We start from the raw sequence: 22947 nt of genomic DNA on the forward strand, positions 1-22947 counted from the left end.
AGAAAAGCCTCCCGAGCCGTGTTATAACCAAAGCTGCGGTTCGGGGGGCTATTTTTATGTTACGCCATAATCTTAAATACTATACTGTTCCCGCTAAAGGTAACGTTACTTTGAATACACTTCCCGTTCCCGGTGTGCTTTCGGCTGTAATGTTCCCGCCGTGTGCTTCTACGATAGACTGTGTAATGGCCAGACCAAGGCCCGCCCCGCCTGAGCTACGTGTACGCGATTCATCTCCACGATAAAAACGCTCAAATATCCGCTCCAGCTGTTCTTTACTCATGCCTGGTCCGTTATCACGAATTTGGATATCCACCAACTTCTTACCTGCAGACAGGTTTACCTGGATCACACCTCTTTCCAAATCGGTATGCTGAACAGCATTGTGAAACAAGTTGAGCACTACCTGCTTGATTTTATCCCCCTCTGCCAATATCCGTATACCTGCCGTCATATCAAAAACCACTTTACGTGTACCTGCCAGCATAAGGAGCTGCGGTTTCATTTCCAGCAGCAACGCATCTAGTGATATGTCTTCCAGCTTCAACTCCGGTGTTCGATCCAGCTTAGCCAACAATAGTAAATCAGAGACAAGTTTATTCATCCGCTTGGATTCACCATACATACTTTCTAGTGCCGACTGAAGCTGCTTCGGATTAGATGCTGCCCCACGAAGCAGCACTTCCAAGAAGCCGTGAATAGACGTGAGCGGGGTGCGCAGTTCATGGGAAGCATCCGCAATAAATCGTCTCATCTGCATCTGCAATTCTCGTTCGGCAGCAAAAGAATGCTCCAGCCGTTCCAGCATCCCGTTAAATGAAACCGCCAAACGATCCACCTCATACTGCCCTTGCTCTGCGTCAAAGCGTTCGGCCAGATTGCCCGCATCAATACGTTTGACTGCCTCGACCATCCTGGAAAGGGGCACCAACGTGCGGCGCAGCACAGGAAGCATAAGCGCCAACCCAATCGCAAGCGCAATCAGAGACAATAAAATAAAGGTGCGGAGCTGGTTAATCAATTGCTCTTGCATAGAAGTCGTGGATACGCCCATTTGAAGTAAACCGGACGAACGGTCAGGTGGACCGAGCGGACGGAATACAACCAGTTGCTCTTTCCCCTGAGCATCCGTGATTAATTGATAGCCGTGGCGCATGCGTTTGCTCTGCTGCATTGCATGATATTGCTCAGTGGTGAGACGTGGCGGCTTAAGTCCGTTTTCGTTGGACAAGCTCTGGAAAGTGCCGTCTGTATCTATAGAAGCGAGCGACATATCCGGCCAAAACAAAAACGGCCCCGGTCGATTATTCCTCCGATTGGTTTGTTCTTGGGGAGCGGTTACCCCACTCTGCTCCTGCGAATCCTTAATCAATAAATCGGCAGGAATTGAATTCAACTGCGTATCCATAGCTTCTGTCCGACTGCGATACAGAAAATCTTTCATCAGAAAATATTGTAGAAAACCAATCAATACGAGCAGCAAAGCCAAAATGAGTAACGTTCTGGCCAAAAGCTGGGACCGGAGAGAACGAAGTGCATATTTTCTCCGACTTTTCCCGCCCGCCTTCATAGCAGATCCACCCGGTAGCCCACACCGCGCAGCGTACGAATGACCCGGTGCTCCTTGTCTTTGAGTTTTTCACGTAAGGAGCGAATGTACACCTCAACAATATTATCCTCGCCCCCAAAATCGTACCCCCATACCCGGTCCAGAATACGACTTTTACTCAGCACAATCCCGTGATTAAGCACCAGAAACTTCAATAGTTCATATTCGGTAGGCGACAGCTCCAGCACCTGACTCTGATAACGAATTTCCTTGCGTCGATCATCCACTTGAAAGGGGCCGTGAACAACCTCCCCCAGCAGATCGGGGAACTGATTGCGCAAGCGTGCTTCAATGCGAGCCAGCAGCTCATTAAAACTGAAGGGCTTTACGACATAATCATCCGCGCCGAGTTTTAATCCCTTTACCCGATCGTCTACATCATCCTTGGCGGTCAGCATAATGACCGCGATGTTATCCTCCGTCTCCTTGAGACTTTGGCACACCTCAAAACCGTTCATTTCCGGCATCATCACATCCAGCACCGCTACATGCGGACGAAACTCTCTTGCCAAATCGAGCGCTTTACTCCCGTTCTCGGCGGTTCTGACTTCATATCCTTCATTAATCAGTCCAAGCTCTAAAAATTGCAAAATATGAGGCTCATCATCTGCCAGCATAATTTTAACTCCGTGTATTGGATTCATTATTAATCTTCCCTTTCATGTTGCCGCATTTTTCTCATAAAAAAGTCAGTTCATTTTTACCTGTATCTAATATACCTGAATCCTGTCGCAAAAAAAGTACCTCTGCTCAGCTTTCAGCTAACGTTCAGGGAGCGCTCAGAACCCATTAAGGTACGTATGGCATGATAATAGCAAGCCGGTAGTTCACCGGGCCAAGATCAGAAGCGACTGGTCATTCCGCAGTCCTGAAGATAGCGGCTAGAACAACGGAATAAATACAAAGAATTTTCACAGGGAGTGGAATGAACATGATTAAGAAATGGTTTAAGACCAGGGCGGACATCCCCCTGATCATCATTATGCTGATATCCGCATTTTTGAACGGATACAACATCTGGCAAGACAAATATGTAAACACCTATTACACGACGGCCGTAGCAAGCATGCTACAGAGCTTTCACAACTTCTTTTTCGCCTCACTTGATTCTGCTGGATCGGTAACGGTAGACAAACCGCCTGTGGTTTTCTGGATTCAGACACTGAGCGCCTATATATTCGGGCTTCACGGATGGAGCGTTATCTTGCCACAGGCGCTGGCTCAGGTCGGATCAGTCTTGCTCGTTTACTTACTCGTCAAACCGAGCTTTGGTACGATGGCCGCACGATTGGCCGCCTTCGCTATGGCAACGACACCGATAGCCGTAGCGGTTAGCCGCACGAATAACATCGATGCTATGTTGGTTTTCACACTGTTGCTCGCAACATGGCTATTGTTCAGAGGCATTAGAAATAGCAAAACCGGGCTGATCCTTGCTGCTTTCGCAGTCGTAGGCATCGCCTTTAACGAAAAAATGTTGCAAGCCTATATGATCGTTCCGGCATTGGGTCTGTTCTATCTGCTGGCCTCCAAGTTTAACTGGAAGCGAAAAGCAGTAACACTGGTAGGATCAGCAGTTGTCCTCCTGATCGTATCGCTCTCCTGGGCAGTCGTAGTGGACTCCACTCCGGCAGATGAACGCCCTTATATGGGAAGTAGCGGTACGAACTCTGTGCTGAATTTGGCCTTTGGTTATAACGGCCTGTCCCGTCTGACAGGAGATCAGGGTACAGGTGGCAATCGTGGCGGTGAACGCACGGATCGGAACAATAACGCTACAACGAATAGCAGCAATACGAACACAGATCAAGCTCAGACGACTACAACATCGGACAGCACTACCACTACGGATGACTCTGGTGCCAACAACATGGCAGCAGGCGGATTCGGTGCAGGTGGTCAAATGCCACCGGGTGGATTTGGCGGCAACGGACAAGGTGGTCCTGGAGACGAGCAAGGTGGCCAGGGTGGTCCAGGCGGTGGACCGGGAGGAAATTCCGGTGGCGGCATGTTCGGCACTGGCGAAAAAGGACCTTTGCGGTTGTTCCAATCTTCCCTGTCAGGTCAAGCCAGCTGGCTGCTTCCATTCGCATTGATTGCTTCCATCGGTCTGCTTGCAAGCATTCGACGTCGTAATATCACACAAAAACACAAAGAGGTCATCTTCTGGCTGGCCTGGTTGATTCCCGTAGCTGCGTTTTTCAGCGTAGCAGGATTCTTTCATCATTATTACCTGATTATGCTCGCGCCACCAATTGCAGCGCTCTTTGGAGCAGGATTCGTAGAATTGTGGAAGCAGTATCGTGAGCGTTCCAACTGGCTCTCCTGGCTGTTACCCGCAGCAGTATTGGCAACCTCGGTATTTAGCTGGTTTGTTTTGCAAAATTACAACGATACCATTGGCAGCGGCTGGTCCATCGCGGTATTGATCCTAGGGATCATCGGCACGGTGCTGCTGATAGTAGCACGAATGAAATCTGAGAAGTTCACAAGATTCGCCATCATTGCAAGTGTACTCGCTATGTTTATCGGTCCTGCATACTGGGCATTGACACCGATCATCTACGGGGGGAACAGCATGATTCCACAAGCCGGACCCACTCAATTTGGCGGTGGTGGTGGCGGAATGCCGGGCGGCAATGATCGCAATAGAGGTCAGAGCGCCAATGGACAACAAGCCGAAGGAACTCAAACGAATAACCAGACCAATAATGCAGAGAATTCCAGTCCTGATGGAAATACTTCAAGCACACAAACAAGTACAGACACGGAACAAAAATCTTCTACCCGTTCCAGAGGAATGGGGGGACCCAACGGTAGCCAAAGTTTAGATCAAAAAACGTTGAGCTACTTGCAAAAAAATAACACAGGTGAAACCTACCTTTTCGCAGCAAGTAATTATTCAACGGCTGCTCCTTACCTGGTCGAGGCCGGACAAAAAGTAATTATTATGAACGGTTTTGTATCTTCCGATCCAGTCTATACCGTCGATAAAATCAAGGCGCTGGTCGAAAGCGGCCAAGTGAAGTACTTCATGATTTCTGGTGGAGGTGGCGGACCAGACGGCGGTAACTCTGAAGTCACTGCATGGATCAAAGAACACGGCAAAGTGATTCCTACAGATGAATGGAAAACAACAACAGGCGAAACAAGTACAGACGTTAAAGCAACCGAGAGCGGAAGAGACACCACGAACAGCAATGCGAACGCCCAGGATGGTCAAGGTGGCCCTGGCGGAGACGAACGTGGCGGAAGCGGTACTTTATACGAAATCACATTATAAATGAGGAGGAACTACGAATGAGTGAACCCATCCGTTATTCCATTGTTATTCCGATGTACAACGAGGAAGCCGTTATTACGGAAACCTACCGGAGGCTGAAACAAGTTATGGGCTCGATGGGTGAGCCCTACGAGCTGATCTTCGTAAATGATGGAAGTTCGGACCGCAGCGTCCAATTGATCAAGGAATTCAGTCTCAGAGATGACACCATTGTATTGATTGATTTCTCTCGCAATTTTGGTCATCAGCTAGCGATTACTGCCGGGATGGATTATGCGGTGGGGGAGGCGGTCGTCGTCATTGACGCCGACCTCCAGGACCCGCCGGAACTGATTGTTGAGATGGCTAACAAGTGGAAGGAAGGCTATGAAGTGGTCTACGCCAAACGACTCAAACGCAATGGCGAGACTCGCTTCAAGAAATGGTCTGCCAGCCTCTTCTACCGTGTACTTAAAGCATCAACGGATATTAATATCCCGGTCGACACCGGGGACTTCCGCCTAATGGATCGCAAGGTCATAGAAGAATTGAAACGGCTGCCGGAAAATAACCGATTCGTTCGTGGACTGGTCAGCTGGATCGGTTTCAAACAAACTGCTGTAGAATATGAGCGCGACGAGCGGCTCGCAGGCGAAACCAAGTATCCGTTGAAACGAATGATCAAGCTCAGTCTGGACGGGATCACATCCTTTTCGATTAAACCGCTCAAGCTGGCAGGGTATATCGGTGCACTTCTATCCATGTCCGGCTTCCTGTATCTGATGTACGTACTGTTTCTCAACTTTTTCACCGACTCCTATGTGATGAAGGGCTGGTCGTCTATGATTAGCATCAGCCTGATCTTCGACGGGGTGATCCTGATCATTCTCGGTATTATGGGTGAATATGTTGGACGCATTTATGACGAAACCAAAGCACGTCCGCTTTACATTGTCCGTGAGCATCTGGGTGGACAATACGAAAACGGTCCGACGCATGCTATGAAAGTCCCTGAATCCCGTGACTCCCTGTACATGCAAGGAGCCCGTGAGAGCCTGATTTCGACAGACGCACAGTGCGCGGCAACAGTGCGGTATATACCGGACCCAAATCCGGTCATGGAGCCTAACCCATGAAAAGTCGCATGGCCCAACTGCTTCCTATGATCCGATTTGGCATCGTAGGTCTGGTGAATACGGGTGTAGATTATATCATTTTTATGCTGCTGGCTTGGGGCGGAGTGCCGGTCATTGTAGCGCAGGTCATTTCGTACAGCTGCGGCACAGCCAACAGTTATATTTTGAACAGCAAATGGACATTCAACAAACAACTATCAAACAACACTAATAAGGGTCAATTACCTAAATTCATCATCATTAACCTCATCGTATTGGGGATAACCTCCTTATTACTGCAAGTGCTTCACACTGGAACCGAGTTGCCGCTTGCTTTAGGCAAGCTGATCGCGACCGCAGCCGGAATGATCATCAATTATATCGGGAGCCGATACTGGGTATTCGGTTCCCCATCCCGAAAGGAAAGTGAGTTTCTATGAGAAAAATTACAAAAGCTGTTATTCCAGCCGCCGGATTAGGAACCCGTTTTCTACCAGCTACGAAAGCTTTACCGAAAGAGATGCTTCCCATCGTAGACAAGCCGGCTATTCAATATATCGTAGAAGAAGCCATCAAGTCCGGAATTGAGAGCATCATTATTGTAACGGGGCGTAATAAAAAAGCCATCGAGGATCATTTTGACAAGTCTGTGGAGTTGGAGCAGGTACTGGAGAGCAAGGGTAAATATGATCTCCTACGTGAAGTTCAAAGCATCGGGGGTAAAGCAGTCATTCACTATATCCGTCAAAAAGAACCCCTCGGCTTGGGACACGCGGTAAGCTGCGCTCGTCAGTTCATTGGCGATGAGCCCTTTGCCGTGTTGCTGGGCGATGATATTATGAATTCCTCCACCCCGGCGATTCGTCAAATGATGGATGTTTACGAAGCGACTGGCAAGCAAGTGGTCGGCGTGCGCACAGTGGAAGAACAAGATGTGAGTAAATACGGCATTATTGACTCCACTCACCAGAACGGTCTCATTCACGAAGTCGGCGGACTTGTTGAAAAACCATCTCCGGCAGATGCCCCTTCGCGGCAGGCAGTCATTGGTCGGTATGTATTAGAGCCTTCCATTTTCTCTATATTGGAAAACCTGTCCACTGGAGCGGGCGGTGAATACCAATTGACGGATGCTCTTCATCAAGTAGCGTTGCAGAACCAACTGCTCGCATTAGAACTGGAAGGCACACGTTATGATATTGGAGATAAAGCTGGATATCTGGAAGCCGTGCTCCACATGGGTATGCAACGCGAAGATTTGCGTCCAATGCTTGACTCCATGATGCGCGAGTGGGCGCTTGCTTCAATGATAAAATAGGGGGATTTACTCCCTCCGAAATCCGACGGGTGCTGTGAAATCACGAGAGTAGATGGATGAACATGTAAAATTGTACACTATAGGAGTACAGCAGCATTTGAGTCTATACGGCCGCCCGGTCGATACTAAGGAGGAAAAGAACCTATGATCCCTGAAGGAAATCTGCAAAGTAATGTGGATCGTTTCAACGGTTTTGCCGACAACTACGATCAGCACCGCCCGGAAGCACCGTCACTCGTCGTGGAAATCATCAGCCGCTATCTGGAGCGAAACGTAGAGCTAGTTGCCGATATTGGCTGCGGTACAGGACTTTCAACTTTCATATGGGAAAACGCCGCTCGGCAAATCGTCGGTATCGAGCCTAACCCGGACATGAGAGGAAAAGCGCAGCACAAGCTGGAGACGGCAGGAACGACAAGGGCAGGAACCATTTCCTTCAAAAGCGGGTTCTCCAACAACCTGCCCTTTGAGGACGGAACTGTAGACGTCATCACCTGCTCTCAATCCTTTCACTGGATGGACCCCGAGAGCACGCTTCAGGAAGCGGGCAGGGTCTTGGCTCAGGGCGGCGTGTTCGCGGCCTTTGACTGTGACTGGCCTCCGGTGCTGCAATGGCAGATAGAGCAAGCTTATACAGAGCTTATCACCAAAGCGGATACCCTTTTGGAGCAGGAAGCCCCAGTAGAGCAACAAGCTCATAAATGGAGCAAGAATCAGCATTTGGCTAATCTGCACCGCAGCGGACAATTCCGATATACCCGGGAGATTGTCTTCCATAACCGTGAGCAGTGTGACGCAGCTCGTTATACAGGGCTCGCTCTCAGCCAAGGGGGTATTCAAAGTCTCTTCAAACTTGGCAATCGAGCGCTTGACGTCGATATAGCCCGCTTCGTGAAGCTGGTAGAGAATCATTTTCAGAGCAGAACACTAGACATCCTGTTCAGCTATCGTATGCGGCTCGGCATCAAGTAGAAAGGAATCAAGGTCATCGTGGATGATACGCTCTTCGGCTTAGGGCAAAAAAGACTCTCCCTCGCCTCGTAAAAACGAGTGCGTACAGGAGAGTCTCTTTTGCTTCAATAAATAGCCACAGTCATATCCTTGCAAACCCTTAGTCACAGTTCCAATGTGTCTTCGACTTAGGAAGAGCGAACAGCCAATAAGTGCGCCAACCGGTCAGGATAGTCCGTGATGATGCCGTTCACCCCGGCCTCCAGCAGACGCTTCATTTCTTCTGGCTCATTCACCGTCCATGGGTGGTATACGACGCCTAATGCCAAAGCCTCTGATACAGCTTCTGGCGTAACAACTTGTTTGTAGGCATGGAGTGCTGTTACCCCGAATTGGGTTGCATACTCGGATGGACGAACCATAATTTCGATATACAGCGCCCCCGTCTTGATTTCAGGAGCAAGCTGCGCACAGAGCGCCAGCGATTCGTGATTGAAGCTGGATATGATTACCCTCTGTTCCAACCCAAAACGCTTCACGGCTGCAATGACCTCTTCCTCCATACCCGGATAGAGATAAATGCTGTTTTTCAACTCTAAATTAATAATTGTATTCGAGGACTGGGCTAGTTCCAGTAGCTCATCCAGCATCGGAACCCGCTCACCTCGGAATTTCTCATCAAACCAACTGCCCGCATCCAGTTTATTTAATTCTTCCAGCGTAATATCCCTTACATCCAGTGAGCAACCTGTCGTACGCTCCAGCGACTCATCGTGAATCAGCACCAGATGCCCATCTTGGGTACGCTGCACATCCGTTTCTATACCTGTTGCTCCCAGTTCCAGGGCGTGGCGGAATGCCGCCATCGTATTCTCAGGACATACACCTGAAGCTCCGCGGTGTGCGAAATTAATCACCTTTTCGGTTACAGTCACAACATAACCCCTCCTGTCATTTCACAGGAACATTATACCTGCTCATTGTTTGGGCTGTATAAAATATTCGTCACAGCTACCACTTCTTCTATGCCGTTTGAACAATTTTCCCGATCCAATCGGAATAAAACGTATTCCCGTTCCGTCGATCAAAATCAGCCGCCGCTGACTCTGCCAGTGGCCTAAAATACGCAATGATTTCTGTCAATGTGCGATCCTCTTTACCCCATTCCAAGGAAGCCGGCAACCGGATCAATCGTTTTTCTCCCGAAGTATCCAACTTTTGTAGCAGACTCACCATCGTCGCGTAAAAATACATCTGCTCCAGCCCGCTCTCATAGTCTAGCGCCATATGTAGATGACGCTCTACCACTTCGATTCCTTGAATCGGATCAGCAACCGCCAGATATTCGATATGCTCCGCTATCGTTTTCAGGAAGTCGCGGTCATCCCGAATTAGGCGATAGCCTTTGCGATGATTGTCCTTTGCCTGATCAACCTCGCCTTGACGATAAAGCGGCAACAGCACCTGCGAGAGCGTCACATGTGGTACTTCTGCACATTTCATCCGTCCCGACAAAATCGGTTTTGCCACGGCAAGCGCCTGCTCGTTTTCTCCAGTCAAGTAATAGAACCGTACCATCTGGCTCTGCTCACAGGCCTCACAATCACTCATACTGTCCGACTCAATCAAGCGGAAGGTATCCAGATACCGCCGTGCTTCATCCAGTTCACCCATGTCCATCGCGATGCGGAACTTATAATAGTAATATGGACGCTCATTATACCCGTATTCGGCATAACGTCTGCGCATATCCTCCGCCAGATCTTCTATTTGAGTCTTCGATATATTGGAAAAGCTGCACACCTTCCCGAGTATCCATTTGTAATTCCACAACAGCTCATCTGCGTCGTATTCCTCTGGATTTTGATCAAATTGGCCCAACTGCCACGAAAAAGCAATCAGCGACTTCAATGGATATCCGTTAAAAATAGCGCAGTCTACAATCTCTCCCCGGATTTCATAAGCGAGTTCCTTCAATCCGGAAGTATCTGCCAAGCGAACTGCTTCTTCCAGAATCGCCAGCTTTGCCGCCCCTCCGGGCAGATCCTGCGCCTGCTCCATCAAATCATATATCGTATCTTCCATTTGGCTCCCCCTATAATTACGCAATTACGAATTTTGTCCGTTCCCTAATCCCCAATTGATAAAATGTAGTACACTCCGATTCATCAGTCCCAACTCACTGCGGTTCATCGGGTAGTGCCCCATCATAAGCGCATTCACATACATCATTTCTGTAGCAGCCGTGACCATCTGCGTATCGGTAGCTTCAAGAATCCGCGCCACCACTGGGTTGTTCAGATTAAAGTATAAGGTGGAATAACCCGAATTCTGCTGGACTCCTGCTTTCAGACTATCAAGCACATTGGAAAAAAGTGAGGTTGTCTCCTCAACCGTGTTTTCCATGGAGCGCAAGGTCAGTGCATCCTGAGAAATGGTATACAACACTGGCAAACTCGCAGGCTCAAAACGCTTCAACTCAGCGCGGCAACGCATCGGCTGCAAAGCAGCATCCATGACACGTAGCACACCGTAATAATTCTCGCGCTCTTTCTGTGTTAGCCCGGTAAATGAAAGAGATACTTCCTCAGGGCTAAGACGCTCTGTTTGTAGGTTAGAGTCAATCCAATGCAGCTTTTCCAAAATGTCTGAATCATAAATATAGCCGCCATTGATCACCAACATGGATTGCGCCGCCGCCACATGCGTAATCTGACGATACTCATCTACTGTCGATGTGTAATGCAGTGGACGTCCGTCCGCCTCTCGGATCAGTTCACTCAGCTCACGCCGCCCAAATGTACTTTCGAAGGAAAACCAACGGTACATTATCCGCAAAAATTCATCATCCTCCACGGCGAGCGCCTTCATGGACAGCTCATGCAAACGAATCCAGTGCTGCAAGCGGTCTGGCTCATACTGCGCCATGCGTAGCAGTTCTTCCCGAATACAGGTACCCAGTTCAGAACGAACATCGTCAAGCTGCTCATTTTCATAAAAATACTCACGTGATGCCGTTGGTTGCAATTCATCTGTCCAAATTAGGCTTTTAATGAAGAATGCCCATTCCGGCAAAACATTTTCCGCCTTGTCCGACACCAGCATATGCTTCAGATACACCCGATGCAGCCGCTTGCTGTTCAGATTAACACTACGAGGCAAAATGAATGCAATCCCGCCTGTTCTGCCCGATGCTGTCCGCAACGGTATAAAATCACTGAAGCGCTCCCCCATCAGGCGATAGCCTAAATCCAGCACCTCACTACGGCGACTCCGTAATTGCTCTGGGTCCTGCATCCAGCTCGTCGATGGAAGATTGACGCGCTTGGTCTCCCCGTCTACAGACAGCATGACCGGATACGGCAGCAACGCACCATAATAGATTAAAGACTCCTCTACATGCGCTGGCTCATAATAAAACTCACTTCCCGGCTTGCAGCGCAAATAAATTTGCGTCCCTACAGGCAGCTCGGTCTCCAATCGACGAATCGTATACGTCCCATCCGGCTTCCCTCTCCATTCCATGGAGATGCCTTCCTTCACCGAGCGGGTCAGCACTACAATTTCATCGCTCACCATAAAGCAGGATAGTAACCCAATCCCAAAGCGTCCGATAAATGAAGTCTCAGAAGCCAGCAAATCGGCTCCCTTCTTGGAAGACTGACCGATAATCGACAAAAAACGGTGAATGTCTTCTTCTGACAATCCAATGCCGTTATCCTGAATCATCAATACCTGATGCTCCCCAGAACCAGATAACTCCACGATGACTTTACCTTCATAATCGTTACTCTCAGAAGCTGTATCTCCAAGGGCCTTGTCTTCTTTCAATACTTTACTTTCAGCAGCAGCCTTCCGCAGTTCCTTGCGAGCCGTGATCGCATCTGTTGCATTTTGCAGAACCTCACGTATAAACACTCGTGGACTGCTATATAAATGATTGGCCAAAATATCAATCATACCGCCCAAGTTCACTTGAAAACGATATTGGTCTGTCTGACTCATACAGATCATTCCTTTCTCGAAATGCTACAACCACCATTTGGATTTAAATAGACTATCTTTTAAAGTATAACGTGGATTTAAGTCGGATTACACACCCTGCATTTCAGATATCAATACGTTGACAACGATATAACAGGGTCTTTTTTCACCTAGGAAGTCTGGAACTGGGTCTAATTAACTTCATAAAAATGTACGGAGTACGAGCACTTAGTGAATAAAGGTCATCTTTGTCTAGTTAAATTTAGTAATAAACATAATATTTATTTAAAATCCACCCTTCTCTTAGAAACCTATATCTATGGAGGGACAAATGGCTCATTTTACGCAAAAAGCTCGCATTGCCGCTCTTGTAATACTCTTACAAGAGAGAATGCGAGCTTATTTAGATACAGTCGAAGCTGTACCTTTTACAGAAAGGAATTAATGAGACTTAGCGAGACGGATAACGTTCCACGATGCTTTGCCCAAATGAGCTTTTACAATTCCGTCTTCAAGCTTGGCATTGCCGCCGTTGTGAGGCGTAACCTTTTCACCGGCTGGACTGTTGGTCGCTTTGAGATCATCGTGCTCCAATACAGTATGCTCGACAATGCGGTAGCCTTCGAAACTGCGTACATCTACTGTCAGCTCCAGCGATTCAGACAAGTGACGGTTCACTGCAAAGACAGTCAGTGCGTCTCCCTCTTCATCATAAACCACAGCGCTATCCAGATAAGGAATGTCTGTGAAGTCCTTGGAATCGTATTTTTCCGAATCCACCACAGGCATCAACGATATCCCACGACCATAACGGGAGGCATGCAAATACGGATAGAAAATCGTTTGTTTCCACGCCTTTCCGTTATTCTCGGTCATGATTGGCGCAATAACATTGACCAGTTGGGCGAGGCAAGCCATTTTCACACGATCCGCGTGGCGCAGGAACGTAATCAACATGCTGCCTACCAACAATGCATCCTCAAAGTTATAGATATCCTCAAGCTGCGGTGGTGCCACAGACCACGGATCAATTTTTTTGTCCGCATCATTGGAGTGATACCACACGTTCCATTCGTCAAAGCTGAGCATCATTTTTTTCTTGCTGCGTTTCTTTGCTTTGATATAGTCACAAGTCGAAATGACCGTATGAATAAAATGATCCATATCCATAGAGCGTGCCAGATAATTAGCCGTATCATTGTCATGATTTCCGTAGTATTGGTGCAAGGAAATATAGTCGGCTACCTCATAGGTATGATCCAGCGTGGTTGCTTCCCATTCCGGGAACGTTGGCATCGTAGAACTGGAGCTGCCACAGGATACAAGCTCAATGTCAGGATCGATCAGCTTCATGGCTTTTGCAGATTCTACAGCCAGACGACCATATTCTTCTGCTGTCTTGTGGCCAATTTGCCATGGGCCATCCATCTCGTTACCAAGACACCAGGTTTTAATCTTATGTGGTTGCTCTACACCGTGACTACGACGTAGATCACTCCAATAGGAGCCACCTGTGTGGTTGCAATATTCCACCAGATTACGCGCAGCATCAATTCCGCGCGTACCCAGATTAACCGCCATCATGACTTCGGAACCTACATCCTTGGCCCACTTGAAAAATTCATTCGTACCCACTTCATTCGGCTCGACCGTTCTCCAAGCCAGCTCCAACTGTCTAGGTCTGGACGCGACAGGGCCGACACCGTCCTCCCAATTGTAACCGGATACAAAGTTGCCTCCCGGATAGCGTATAATAGGAACATCAAGCTGTTTTACCAACTCTTTAACATCATTTCGGAAACCGCTTTCATCACTAGTTGAATGAGTAGGCTCGTAAATGCCGCCATATACGGCACGCCCGAGATGCTCTACAAAAGAGCCATAAATGCGTTTATCGACTTCAGCAATACGAAAAGATTTGTCTACAATCATCTTTGCTTTTACAGCTGCTGCCACCTAAACCATCCTCTCTGAATGCGAAAATAAAATCCGTTGTACCACCAAGACTAAGAAGCCGTTTTATTTACGGTTTTAATATAACACACCATATTTATTATAGTCAACATTATTATTAAATACTTAATATATTTATTAACATTAATGATAAACGATAAGCAATTGGTTACGTACTTCAAAATATTTCGTTTTATAAACAAACTTATTGAGTGAATAACCACTTTGCTAAATAGTAATAACGGATTACTGATGCGTTCAAAGTAGTGCCTACTGCCATATCTTGCAGTCTGTTTTAAATAGTGAATATCAGTCTACCAACAGTTGTTCTAAATATGTATAAATACCACCTATATCACCCACGTTTAAATTCGAGAGGACCCCTTCTTTCAAATATCCCTGCTCTGTCCGTATAGATATATAAATACGTTCAGTTTCCGCTTTCACCAGGATAGAAAGCTCAATATCAACGTCTAATAAAACTCGTTCTTTGGTGCAATGCGTAATATTCGTAGCCTCTACACACAAAATAGCAATATCCGTATAAGCGTTATATGCCATTGTACCCGCATTATATAACAGTTCCTGTAATCCATTGCTTGCATCCGAAGGGAGCGTATACTCCATATCATGCAACACTGCCGCGGACTGGTCCACCGCGATCCAGCTTTGATATCCATCCCGGGCAAATTCCCCTCTCAACTCATGCAAAAAATAAATAATGTCAATGCCCTTGTCATAATAAATACAAATAAGCGGAATGCGAGAATCCTCTATTGCGATTGCCTTCTCCCGCGTCATAAAGAGCCCCCCCTCTTGCTGCCACCAGCGCAAATAGCAAGATGAAAAATTCAGTGCGGGGATATGTCGTTGATTTTTAGAAATATAGACGACATTTTTTCCATAACGTGAAGCCAATTGCTCCACTTCCTGCAAACTCACTAGCTCCATTTCCCCTAGCAAGACAATCGTATCTGTAAGGTCGTATACCCGTTGTCCACCTTCGAGCGCTGTGTCCTGTTGTTCTCGCTCCCGCAGGATGGCTTGTTCGAAGATCGCAGCAATTTTGTCGCCAGGGAGTTGAGCTTCACATTGGGTCTGAAAATAATAGGGTGCTTTCGAACTAATTGCACAATCCTCTATAAACACATAGGCGCGCCGTATCCAATCCGGATGTCCGTAACGCATTACGGGTAATATGGTATCCTGTAGCGGATGATAACTATACTTATGTAAAATATGTTTTAGCTTTTCTATGGAAGGAACACGCTTGGACTTCTGCAAAACTTTACATACCTGTGCTGTAACGAATGGAGTGGCATAGCTATTGCTGTTGGGACATTGTACAGCCTCTCCAGCTGCACCTATCAGCTCATGCTTGGCAAAAGCGGTAAAATCGATACCACTTGAGAATGCTTTCTCAGCATCATATGTATATTGTCCTGCTGTGAGTATACCGCTATGATCGCAGCGCACACCAATCACATTGGCAAAGGAAGCCGGATAAGTAAGAAGTCCTCCATTTTGTGCTGCACATACCATAATTAATCCCGCCATAGCTGCATTATTTACAGCTTCCCGCAGCATGCCTCGATCTCGATAATTTATACTTCCCAGGCTGATATTGGCTACCTGTACACCATGCTTTACACACCAATCCAGCGCAGCACAAAGCTGAGCTGCATTTCCTTTTCTATGGTTCATTATTTTTACACTACTGATGATCGCATCTGGAAAATACGTTTGTACAATAGCTGCACATAGCGTACCGTGATTTAAGGTGCGTCCATCTTCTACGTCTCCATGAGCTATTTCGACGTTATATAATAATTGGGTGTTTAAAAAGCCAGCATTAACCCCGTCGTCAATAATGGCTACATGGATCTTGCCATTCATTTTTTCTCCCCCTGTCTCTTCGGATTGTGAAATGAATCTCACGGCTCTGTTCCGTTCCATTAGAGTAAGCGGAGGGTGCCTCTGCGAACGATAGCGTTCGTCTGAAAGCACCCTCCTAATTTAGCGAACCATGTACATGATAGCCGGATCAGATTGCAATATTTACCTTCGTGCCTGCAGTCTTCGCCCCGTCTTTAGCCGAGTCTAGATAGGCATTGAGCTCTTGTTCAGTCCACACCCTGTCTGCCTCTGCATTCGCCTCCTGCTCATCCTTAGGTTCAACCCGATCTGTAATCATCGGTTCGTTATTCACCGCTTCGCTGATACGCTCATTAATATTCGCAGCGATTTCCATGATCTTTCCATTAAGTCCTTCTGCCTTTTCACGCAAAGCCGCTGATTTTGCAGGGTTAGCGTTTTCCCACCCCTTAGCCTCGCTTCCCAATGTGATTTGTGCCGTTTTGGCTATTTTGGCACTCTTCAACTCATTGTTTGCAGATACAACACTATGCATTGTATAGGTGATCAATCTTTGCTGCTGCTCCTCAGCAGTCTTAGGCGTATATTCTTCCTTTTTGCCTTTCTGAGCTTCTTTTTTACTTTCCTCATCCATGCCTAAAGCCTTTTTTTGCTCTTCCAGTGACTGCTTTTGAATGTTCTCGTCAATTTGCTGAATCTGCTTATCTATCTCTTCCATTTCAGCTTTTACAGCTTCCGGACCGAGACCACGCTTGAGAGCATTACTTAAATAGTCCGAACGCCTCTCCATCAAACTTTGCTTTCGCTCTGTCAATTGTTGAATAACCTTGTTTTGTGGCTTGCCTATACCCTTCCTTTCAGCCTGAGCGGAAAGGGAATGCCGTAGTTCAAGTCGGTTGTTATCTGCGGTGCGGAACGGCGATTGGTGAGATGATGTAAATGATACATTCATCCTAAAACCTCCAATTCTCTTCTAAATGAGGATTTTTCAAAAATCCTGAAATAAGTGATTCTAGAGGTATATCGGATTTTTTTGTATGTTTTTGTATGTTTTATCATCATTTTCACAAATCCTTCATTCCTTTTCCACTGTTAAGCAGTCCTTTATCGTCTCATACAAGCTGTTATATGTAAGCAACCCCCCTCCCACTATACGCTCTTCCGGAATTAGGATAGCGAAGCTTTTTTCCACTTCAAATAATAGATATACCAGATCTCTGGGGAACAACCCCATATCAGGACCCAGTAATGTAGCCTCTTTATTTATCTCACCCGCTTTTATTTTAAAAAGCTTCCAAAATATATTTTCCAGTTTCATTCCTGTTCCCGTTACATCCTGAGTAAAGTTCATGTTCTTCCCTCCATTACAACTGAACTACGTGATGATCAACCGAAAAATAATGTAAAATATCCTTCGTCAGCCTATTCATATCTTCATCGTTGGACAGATGGAGTACAGGCACGGAATAATTGGAAAACTCCTGCTTTTTCTCTTCCACGAAACGATGATCAACAGATGCATATTGCATATTGACTGTGGAAGAAGAGTAACTGTCGAATACATTGTTACATATGGCATATCCTAATAATGAAGAGGAAAAACGGTTTTCCATGTACTGTTTCACATGCTCCAAATATTTTATATTGTATTCATCATAGTGAAGACAACAGATTAGGCCATCCGCTCTAACAGCGCGGGATACCAAAAATGAGGTTACTCCAAAATAATTCGTGAACGTATTGTTAAAGGGAACAATCCCACCTGGAATGCCCACGAGTATTAGATCAGGCTTTTCGCTCTGCTCTATTTTTTTCAAATACCGATTAAACATGATAATCTTCTGGGTTTCCGTCATACCGCTCTCAAACATAAACTGTGGAAAAGAATGTGCACCAATCAGCTCCCCGCATCCATTAGATGTGATTTGCGACACCCGATATCCTTGTGCTTCAAGCTTCTGCCGAAGGTTAAGCTGCAAATTAAGCTTATGCGTTCGCTCGTTCAGCCCTAATACAAACAGAACCGGTGTAAAAAAATCATGAATAACAGAGCCCGGGTCAGGCGGTAAAATATCTTTCGTGCGTACATCAAATGTATTTTTTAAAATCAGCTTGTCATCTTGCTCCTCACAGGGTTCGATGAATTCCATACATGAGTCTGGCAAAGTGAAATTACACATGACTTTTTTGCCAAGTTGTCCAGCCTTCTTGATCACGGGAAGATACACCTCAGCTACATCCAGCTTGAAATTGGATTTCACCAGTAATATGGCATCACAACGCTCCATTTCTTGCTCCAAACAAGACTCTGGCTTCACTATGAAGCCTGTCACTTCCCCCTTGTCCGTTACACAGGCATCTTTCCCGATCATACCCGACCCTTGAAAAGAAATAAGTACAACTTCCTCATAACTTCCTAATAGATTCAAGTTCCTAACCAGGGCTATCGTTTCATAATCAAACGGAAAAATGATTAATTTATTGGTCATGGAGACACCCCTCATGCTTTTTCAAAATCGAGAATCGTATCCTCGGAGAAATCATAGCCCAGCTCATTCATCATGCAATAATCAAGTAAGGTATGCCTAATATCATTTTTGACTACCGAACAATGACTTAGCTTCTTTTCTTTGGACAAGGTATGCAAATCATCTGCTACAGCAACACACAGCGTACAAAAACGGAAATTCCAACAGTTTTTACATGCATCCTCCGTGATTGTCCCTACATTCAAAATCTGGCTGATTTTATCCACTTCAAAGCCTGTGTCCACTTTTCCAATCTCCACCACCTCCGACTGCTCACTGACCCGTTCACATGGATAGAGATTTCCATGCACATCCGCAAACAATCGCTGTACACCAGGCACACAGGGTCCACCATGATGCGCTTCTATCGGCATCCCCGCAGAAGGCTTTCTATAATGAAACATTCGGAAATACATCTGAATATAATAGTCCTTAATCAGCTTGGAGACATGATTTTCATCTACTCTTCCAAACTTGGAAAGCATCATTTTAACTACCTCATAGCCTCTCTGCTCAATAAATTCATTTCTGTACAAAATTTCATCCTTCACATAAGCATCGTTAATGTAGGACGACCTTACACTGTACAGACTTTCGAAGGTTTCATAATTCGTATAAAAATCATTGATACATCCAAAATCATTACGGGTATCCAGCACCACATTAAAATTAATCCATTCAAAGAGGTCCGGGTAATTTCTCTTAATTTTATCCACATTGGCAATAATCGTATCGAAGGTGCCCCGCCCGTTAACAGCAAATCGTCTGTTTCTGTCATGATTCTCTTGATCTCCGTCCAGACTGATCGTAAGCACAAAACGATGTTCATCCAGAAAGGCCAAAATATCGTCATTAAGCAGCGTACCATTGGTCGTCAAATGAAAGCCTACATCTCTATACGCTACCTGCTCCTTGATATATTCCACACACTTCTTGACCAACGGAAAATTAATAAGCGGCTCTCCCCCATAAAAACCAAAATCCAAACGGTCACTGTCTACTGACCTATCAATGACAAAATCAATACACTTGCGCGCTGTCTCAAAATCCATCATCAGACTGGTATGACCTCGATTGTCATATCCTCCTGAATAAACGCAGTAAGAGCATCTAAGATTGCAATTTTGAGTTACCTGTAAGGTGAGGGTCTTCAGCTGATGCTGAAGCATATGCTCCAGGTGCTTTGTCTTGGGATGATTCATAATCTGCGGACGCTGTGAAGATAAAAATCCGTTATCCAACAAGTCACGGATATACTGCTGCAATTCCGGTGTAGCCTCCATCTGATCCAGGTCGAAGCTGGAATGCGAATTCAGGAAATGGTAAGCCTCCTCTTTAATCCGCAAGATCAAGTTGGTATTTACATCATATGCATAATGGTGGAGTCTCGTCTGAAATGTGTATATAAAGGGTTGGCACATGTTCATGATTCACACCTACTCTGTTTTGATGTGGACAGAAGCCTGGAATGCCCAGGCTCCTCCATACAGATACAAGCTTAATAATTACCAATTCCAGTTCCGTTATCTCTGCGATAAGAACCGTCACTTTCACGCTGAGTATTGGAGCTTCGAGTCAAACTGCCTGCGCAATAACAGGAGCAAGGACAATAACAGGAACAACCACAGCCAAATGCCTCAATCGTGTCGCCTACATTCGCGCTTCTTTTCACAAGCTTACGCATGTTAAACTACTCCTCCCATTCATGATATGATTTAAAAAGGTGTTCACCTATACTAATTCCGTACATGGTGTTAAATCACACTATGAAAGCGTTTGTTTTTTTCATCATTTTATGGGGACCTCTTCTTCCCCTAATACCCATCCTCTGTATTCTGCATGACAGGTCATAAAATGGGAGTGTGATCCTATTTGGGCTGGTTCGCCGTTCTCCAACAAAATAACTCTATCAACATGCGCTAGTATCTCGCTGCGATGTGTAACGATGATTACGGTCTTTTCACGCAACCGGGTCTTCAACAATTGCTGAACATTTAGCCTAGCTGCTGTGTCTAGATTGGAGGTCACCTCGTCGAGAATAAACAATGGCGCTTCCCTGATCAATGCCCGGGCCATAGCAATTTTCTGTCTTTGCCCACCCGACAATCTGGAGCCATTCGAGCCTATAGGGAAGTCATCTGCCGAGTTCTGAACCAATTCTTCCAGACCAACCTCCGCGATAATGGCCTCTATTGCATCATTAGTGACTTCTGTGCCTATGCGGATATTGCCAAAAATAGTAGTATCAAATAAATACACCTGCTGACTGACCAAAGCTATTTGACTTCGATACTCATCTATTTCATAGCTTTGGATGTCAATGCCGTCATAAGTGATTATCCCTTGATCAGGCTGGCTGAATCTCATAATCAGATCCAGCAACGTAGACTTCCCTGCCCCATTTGCTCCAATGATAGCTACTTTTTCACCTCGGGCAATCCTAAAGCTCACGTGGGGCAGTACGGGTTCATCCTTCGTATAGGAAAAAGAAACATTATGAAATGCAATGTGATCTTCGAATGGCGGCTCAGTTAGTATAGACGCTGGAGTGACTGAATTAGATGTTTCTTCCTCTGCCCAATCCAAGAACTGATAATATCGAATGGCGGAGGGAACGACTTCAGCCAGCATGTAGCCAATGTTTAAAATAGCGAAAACAGGAGTGGTAACATAAGCACTGTAAGAAATAAAGGCAAAAATCCCACCTACAGTAAGCTGTAAACGAAAAATAAGATTAGCACCCACAACGTACAAAAACATCATTAGAAGCTGAATTAAAATAGATTCCGAAGCGATATTCCAGGCGTCCAGAAGTGATAATTTCCGTTCTGATTCTACAATTCGACGCTGCTTGGATGAGAACTGCTGATGCTTATGTGGAATAAGACCAAACATTCGCTGCTCCTTCATGCCCCCGACAGATTCCCCAAACCACTGGGCAAAATCACTACTGCCTTCAATTAAATCCCCCACCAGTTTTTTTCTACGCTTCACAAAATACTTCACCACAACATATTTGATGGGTAAAAAGCACAGCACGATTACAGTCATTTTCCAGTTAATGAGCAGCAAACCACATAAACCACCAATCATGCTGAAAGCCTGCATAATGACAAAAAATACTCCACTATCTGTGATCCTCGATACATTGCCTACATCCGTGCCAATTTGGTTCAGCAGCTCCGCTTCATTGGTTCGGTTAAAATAACTCATTCGTACTCTTGTCAGATGCAGATACGCCTTTTCAAATAATGAAAAGGTAACCTGTGCGCTTAAGCCTGCCCGAAAGGTTTCTTTACACACATTCAGCAGCTTGTCCAAGCAAACGATTAAAAACGCAGCAGAAGTGTACAGGATTACAGCCTGCATATTCCCTTTCAGAAGACCTTGATCCACAATAACCTTGCTTGTTAAAGGCAATAATATATTCAAGCCCGCTGATAGGATAAGACATATCAAAATGATAGTGACCGTCTTCAGATAAGGTCTAAATGTTGCTGCCAAACGTTTATATACTATGGATTCTTTCATCCTTTTCCCCCTTTCACCAGGTGCACCCTCTCCCCCTATTAACTAATTCCGTATCAGAATCAAAATCACCCTAAAATATCTTTTAACTGTTCTAGTAATTCCACATTTACGAGATTAAATATGATTTATGTCATTCTTGAAAATTGGAATTAATGTATATGATTGGCACATACAAAAATCATTTATTTTTTTATCCGTCCAAAGGGGGCTTGAACAAATGCCGACTACGATGGTTATCGACTGTTGCAAAGAGGATCAGTGCAGAGGTAGTTCCAGATGCTTTTACAGAAAAATTTGTGAACTTTATCTGAGTGAGGTATATCGTTTCTGTATGCATTTAATCAAGAATCAGTCTTGCTTTACATTTATGGCAGAAGAATGTACACAAGATACTTTTGTAGCGGCAAGACAGCAATTGGTCAAGCTCAAACATCACCCCAATGTAAAGGGTTGGCTGTACCTTACGGCTAAAAATCTTATATATAAATCATTTAGGTGCTACTATACACAAAAAAAGCATGAAACTACGCTTGAATGTGAGAAAATCTGTAGTTTTTCAAATTCGGTAGAGGAGGAGTGGGAAAATCGTAGATTGGGAGATGTGGATACGGTTATCGTTAATATTCTAATGCAGCTTTCCAACAATGAATATACACTCTATGAAGACTACTTTTGTCGACAACTGTCTGTGCCCTTGCTCGCTACCAAATATAATATTTCGGTTACGGCTACAACGACTCGAATCTATAGACTGAAAAGAAAGCTTCGTACATTGTCCCATCAATATTGTCTAACTCATATATAAATATATCTATGTACAG

19 protein-coding genes are annotated in these 22947 nt (G+C 45.6%); 6 read left to right on the plus strand and 13 right to left on the minus strand.

The features are described from left to right. Window positions 1-79: 79 nt before the first annotated feature. Together MHB54_RS11210 and MHB54_RS11215 are read right to left on the minus strand one after the other, a co-directional pair. Complete coding sequence (locus MHB54_RS11210) at window positions 80-1570, minus strand: sensor histidine kinase (RefSeq protein ID WP_264454275.1); 1491 nt, start codon at window positions 1568-1570, stop codon at window positions 80-82. Continuing rightward, window positions 1567-2253 (minus strand): response regulator transcription factor, encoded by a 687-nt coding sequence (locus MHB54_RS11215; RefSeq protein ID WP_013308395.1) that lies wholly within the window; start codon window positions 2251-2253, stop codon window positions 1567-1569. The genes MHB54_RS11210 and MHB54_RS11215 overlap by 4 nt, the downstream gene beginning before the upstream one ends. 287 nt (window positions 2254-2540) lie before the next feature. Between MHB54_RS11215 and MHB54_RS11220 the strand changes: the two genes are divergently transcribed. The 5 genes from MHB54_RS11220 (at window position 2541) to MHB54_RS11240 (ending at window position 8276) form a co-directional block, all read left to right on the plus strand. Then, window positions 2541-4892, plus strand: a complete 2352-nt coding sequence (locus MHB54_RS11220; RefSeq protein ID WP_264454276.1) for a glycosyltransferase family 39 protein — start codon at window positions 2541-2543, stop codon at window positions 4890-4892. A gap of 17 nt (window positions 4893-4909) precedes the next feature. Further along, on the plus strand, window positions 4910-6007 hold the full coding sequence (locus tag MHB54_RS11225) for a glycosyltransferase family 2 protein (protein WP_023986638.1): 1098 nt from the start codon (window positions 4910-4912) through the stop codon (window positions 6005-6007). Beyond that, window positions 6004-6426, plus strand: coding sequence for a GtrA family protein (locus MHB54_RS11230; protein ID WP_023986637.1), 423 nt, complete (start codon window positions 6004-6006; stop codon window positions 6424-6426). Before MHB54_RS11225 ends, MHB54_RS11230 begins: the two co-directional genes overlap by 4 nt. Beyond that, the gene (gene galU, locus MHB54_RS11235; RefSeq protein ID WP_023986636.1) at window positions 6423-7304 is read left to right on the plus strand and encodes a UTP--glucose-1-phosphate uridylyltransferase GalU; all 882 of its coding nucleotides are present in this window, start codon (window positions 6423-6425) and stop codon (window positions 7302-7304) included. The genes MHB54_RS11230 and galU overlap by 4 nt, the downstream gene beginning before the upstream one ends. Window positions 7305-7448: 144 nt before the next feature. After that, entirely contained in the window at window positions 7449-8276 is an 828-nt protein-coding gene (locus MHB54_RS11240) for a class I SAM-dependent methyltransferase (RefSeq protein WP_023986635.1), read from the plus strand. Window positions 8277-8443: 167 nt separating this feature from the next. Here MHB54_RS11240 and MHB54_RS11245 read toward each other — a convergent pair whose 3' ends face one another. The 11 genes from MHB54_RS11245 to MHB54_RS11295 all read right to left on the minus strand — a co-directional run bounded on the left by MHB54_RS11245 (window position 8444) and on the right by MHB54_RS11295 (window position 22126). Then, complete coding sequence (locus MHB54_RS11245; RefSeq protein ID WP_023986634.1) at window positions 8444-9190, minus strand: glycerophosphodiester phosphodiesterase; 747 nt, start codon at window positions 9188-9190, stop codon at window positions 8444-8446. Between the two features lie 88 nt (window positions 9191-9278). After that, on the minus strand, window positions 9279-10340 hold the full coding sequence (locus MHB54_RS11250) for a hypothetical protein (RefSeq protein ID WP_023986633.1): 1062 nt from the start codon (window positions 10338-10340) through the stop codon (window positions 9279-9281). Window positions 10341-10364: 24 nt separating this feature from the next. After that, window positions 10365-12260 (minus strand): HSP90 family protein, encoded by a 1896-nt coding sequence (locus tag MHB54_RS11255; protein WP_023986632.1) that lies wholly within the window; start codon window positions 12258-12260, stop codon window positions 10365-10367. A 420-nt stretch (window positions 12261-12680) separates the two neighbouring features. Then, a complete protein-coding gene (gene arfA, locus MHB54_RS11260) occupies window positions 12681-14195 on the minus strand; it encodes an arabinosylfuranosidase ArfA (RefSeq protein ID WP_023986630.1) in 1515 nt (504 codons plus the stop codon). Between the two features lie 306 nt (window positions 14196-14501). Continuing rightward, the gene (locus tag MHB54_RS11265; protein ID WP_264454277.1) at window positions 14502-16088 is read right to left on the minus strand and encodes a S8 family serine peptidase; all 1587 of its coding nucleotides are present in this window, start codon (window positions 16086-16088) and stop codon (window positions 14502-14504) included. A gap of 148 nt (window positions 16089-16236) precedes the next feature. Further along, complete coding sequence (locus MHB54_RS11270) at window positions 16237-17019, minus strand: hypothetical protein (protein WP_023986628.1); 783 nt, start codon at window positions 17017-17019, stop codon at window positions 16237-16239. A gap of 123 nt (window positions 17020-17142) precedes the next feature. Beyond that, window positions 17143-17418, minus strand: coding sequence for a peptide maturation system acyl carrier-related protein (locus MHB54_RS11275; protein WP_023986627.1), 276 nt, complete (start codon window positions 17416-17418; stop codon window positions 17143-17145). Window positions 17419-17431: 13 nt separating this feature from the next. After that, the gene (locus MHB54_RS11280) at window positions 17432-18556 is read right to left on the minus strand and encodes a TIGR04066 family peptide maturation system protein (protein WP_023986626.1); all 1125 of its coding nucleotides are present in this window, start codon (window positions 18554-18556) and stop codon (window positions 17432-17434) included. Window positions 18557-18567: 11 nt separating this feature from the next. After that, window positions 18568-20022, minus strand: coding sequence for a Cys-rich peptide radical SAM maturase CcpM (ccpM, locus tag MHB54_RS11285; RefSeq protein WP_023986625.1), 1455 nt, complete (start codon window positions 20020-20022; stop codon window positions 18568-18570). Between the two features lie 71 nt (window positions 20023-20093). Then, window positions 20094-20279, minus strand: coding sequence for a CLI_3235 family bacteriocin precursor (locus tag MHB54_RS11290; RefSeq protein ID WP_080751585.1), 186 nt, complete (start codon window positions 20277-20279; stop codon window positions 20094-20096). Between the two features lie 104 nt (window positions 20280-20383). After that, window positions 20384-22126, minus strand: coding sequence for an ABC transporter ATP-binding protein (locus MHB54_RS11295; protein ID WP_023986624.1), 1743 nt, complete (start codon window positions 22124-22126; stop codon window positions 20384-20386). A gap of 229 nt (window positions 22127-22355) precedes the next feature. On the opposite strand from MHB54_RS11295, the gene MHB54_RS11300 reads away from it, so the two are divergent. Then, complete coding sequence (locus MHB54_RS11300) at window positions 22356-22931, plus strand: RNA polymerase sigma factor (RefSeq protein WP_264454787.1); 576 nt, start codon at window positions 22356-22358, stop codon at window positions 22929-22931. Window positions 22932-22947 lie beyond the last annotated feature (16 nt).

This window comes from Paenibacillus sp. FSL M7-0802, assembly GCF_038004945.1.
GTDB lineage: Bacteria > Bacillota > Bacilli > Paenibacillales > Paenibacillaceae > Paenibacillus > Paenibacillus polymyxa_B.

Bases quoted from the DNA above. Each gene is read 5' to 3' on its own strand.
- MHB54_RS11210 (WP_264454275.1), bottom strand. From the start codon at position 1,570: ATGAAGGCGGGCGGGAAAAGTCGGAGAAAATATGCACTTCGTTCTCTC.
- MHB54_RS11215 (WP_013308395.1), bottom strand. From the start codon at position 2,253: ATGAATCCAATACACGGAGTTAAAATTATGCTGGCAGATGATGAGCCT.
- MHB54_RS11220 (WP_264454276.1), top strand. From the start codon at position 2,541: ATGATTAAGAAATGGTTTAAGACCAGGGCGGACATCCCCCTGATCATC.
- MHB54_RS11225 (WP_023986638.1), top strand. From the start codon at position 4,910: ATGAGTGAACCCATCCGTTATTCCATTGTTATTCCGATGTACAACGAG.
- MHB54_RS11230 (WP_023986637.1), top strand. From the start codon at position 6,004: ATGAAAAGTCGCATGGCCCAACTGCTTCCTATGATCCGATTTGGCATC.
- galU (WP_023986636.1), top strand. From the start codon at position 6,423: ATGAGAAAAATTACAAAAGCTGTTATTCCAGCCGCCGGATTAGGAACC.
- MHB54_RS11240 (WP_023986635.1), top strand. From the start codon at position 7,449: ATGATCCCTGAAGGAAATCTGCAAAGTAATGTGGATCGTTTCAACGGT.
- MHB54_RS11250 (WP_023986633.1), bottom strand. From the start codon at position 10,340: ATGGAAGATACGATATATGATTTGATGGAGCAGGCGCAGGATCTGCCC.
- MHB54_RS11255 (WP_023986632.1), bottom strand. From the start codon at position 12,260: ATGAGTCAGACAGACCAATATCGTTTTCAAGTGAACTTGGGCGGTATG.
- MHB54_RS11265 (WP_264454277.1), bottom strand. From the start codon at position 16,088: ATGAATGGCAAGATCCATGTAGCCATTATTGACGACGGGGTTAATGCT.
- MHB54_RS11270 (WP_023986628.1), bottom strand. From the start codon at position 17,019: ATGAATGTATCATTTACATCATCTCACCAATCGCCGTTCCGCACCGCA.
- MHB54_RS11275 (WP_023986627.1), bottom strand. From the start codon at position 17,418: ATGAACTTTACTCAGGATGTAACGGGAACAGGAATGAAACTGGAAAAT.
- MHB54_RS11280 (WP_023986626.1), bottom strand. From the start codon at position 18,556: ATGACCAATAAATTAATCATTTTTCCGTTTGATTATGAAACGATAGCC.
- ccpM (WP_023986625.1), bottom strand. From the start codon at position 20,022: ATGAACATGTGCCAACCCTTTATATACACATTTCAGACGAGACTCCAC.
- MHB54_RS11290 (WP_080751585.1), bottom strand. From the start codon at position 20,279: ATGCGTAAGCTTGTGAAAAGAAGCGCGAATGTAGGCGACACGATTGAG.
- MHB54_RS11295 (WP_023986624.1), bottom strand. From the start codon at position 22,126: ATGAAAGAATCCATAGTATATAAACGTTTGGCAGCAACATTTAGACCT.
- MHB54_RS11300 (WP_264454787.1), top strand. From the start codon at position 22,356: ATGGTTATCGACTGTTGCAAAGAGGATCAGTGCAGAGGTAGTTCCAGA.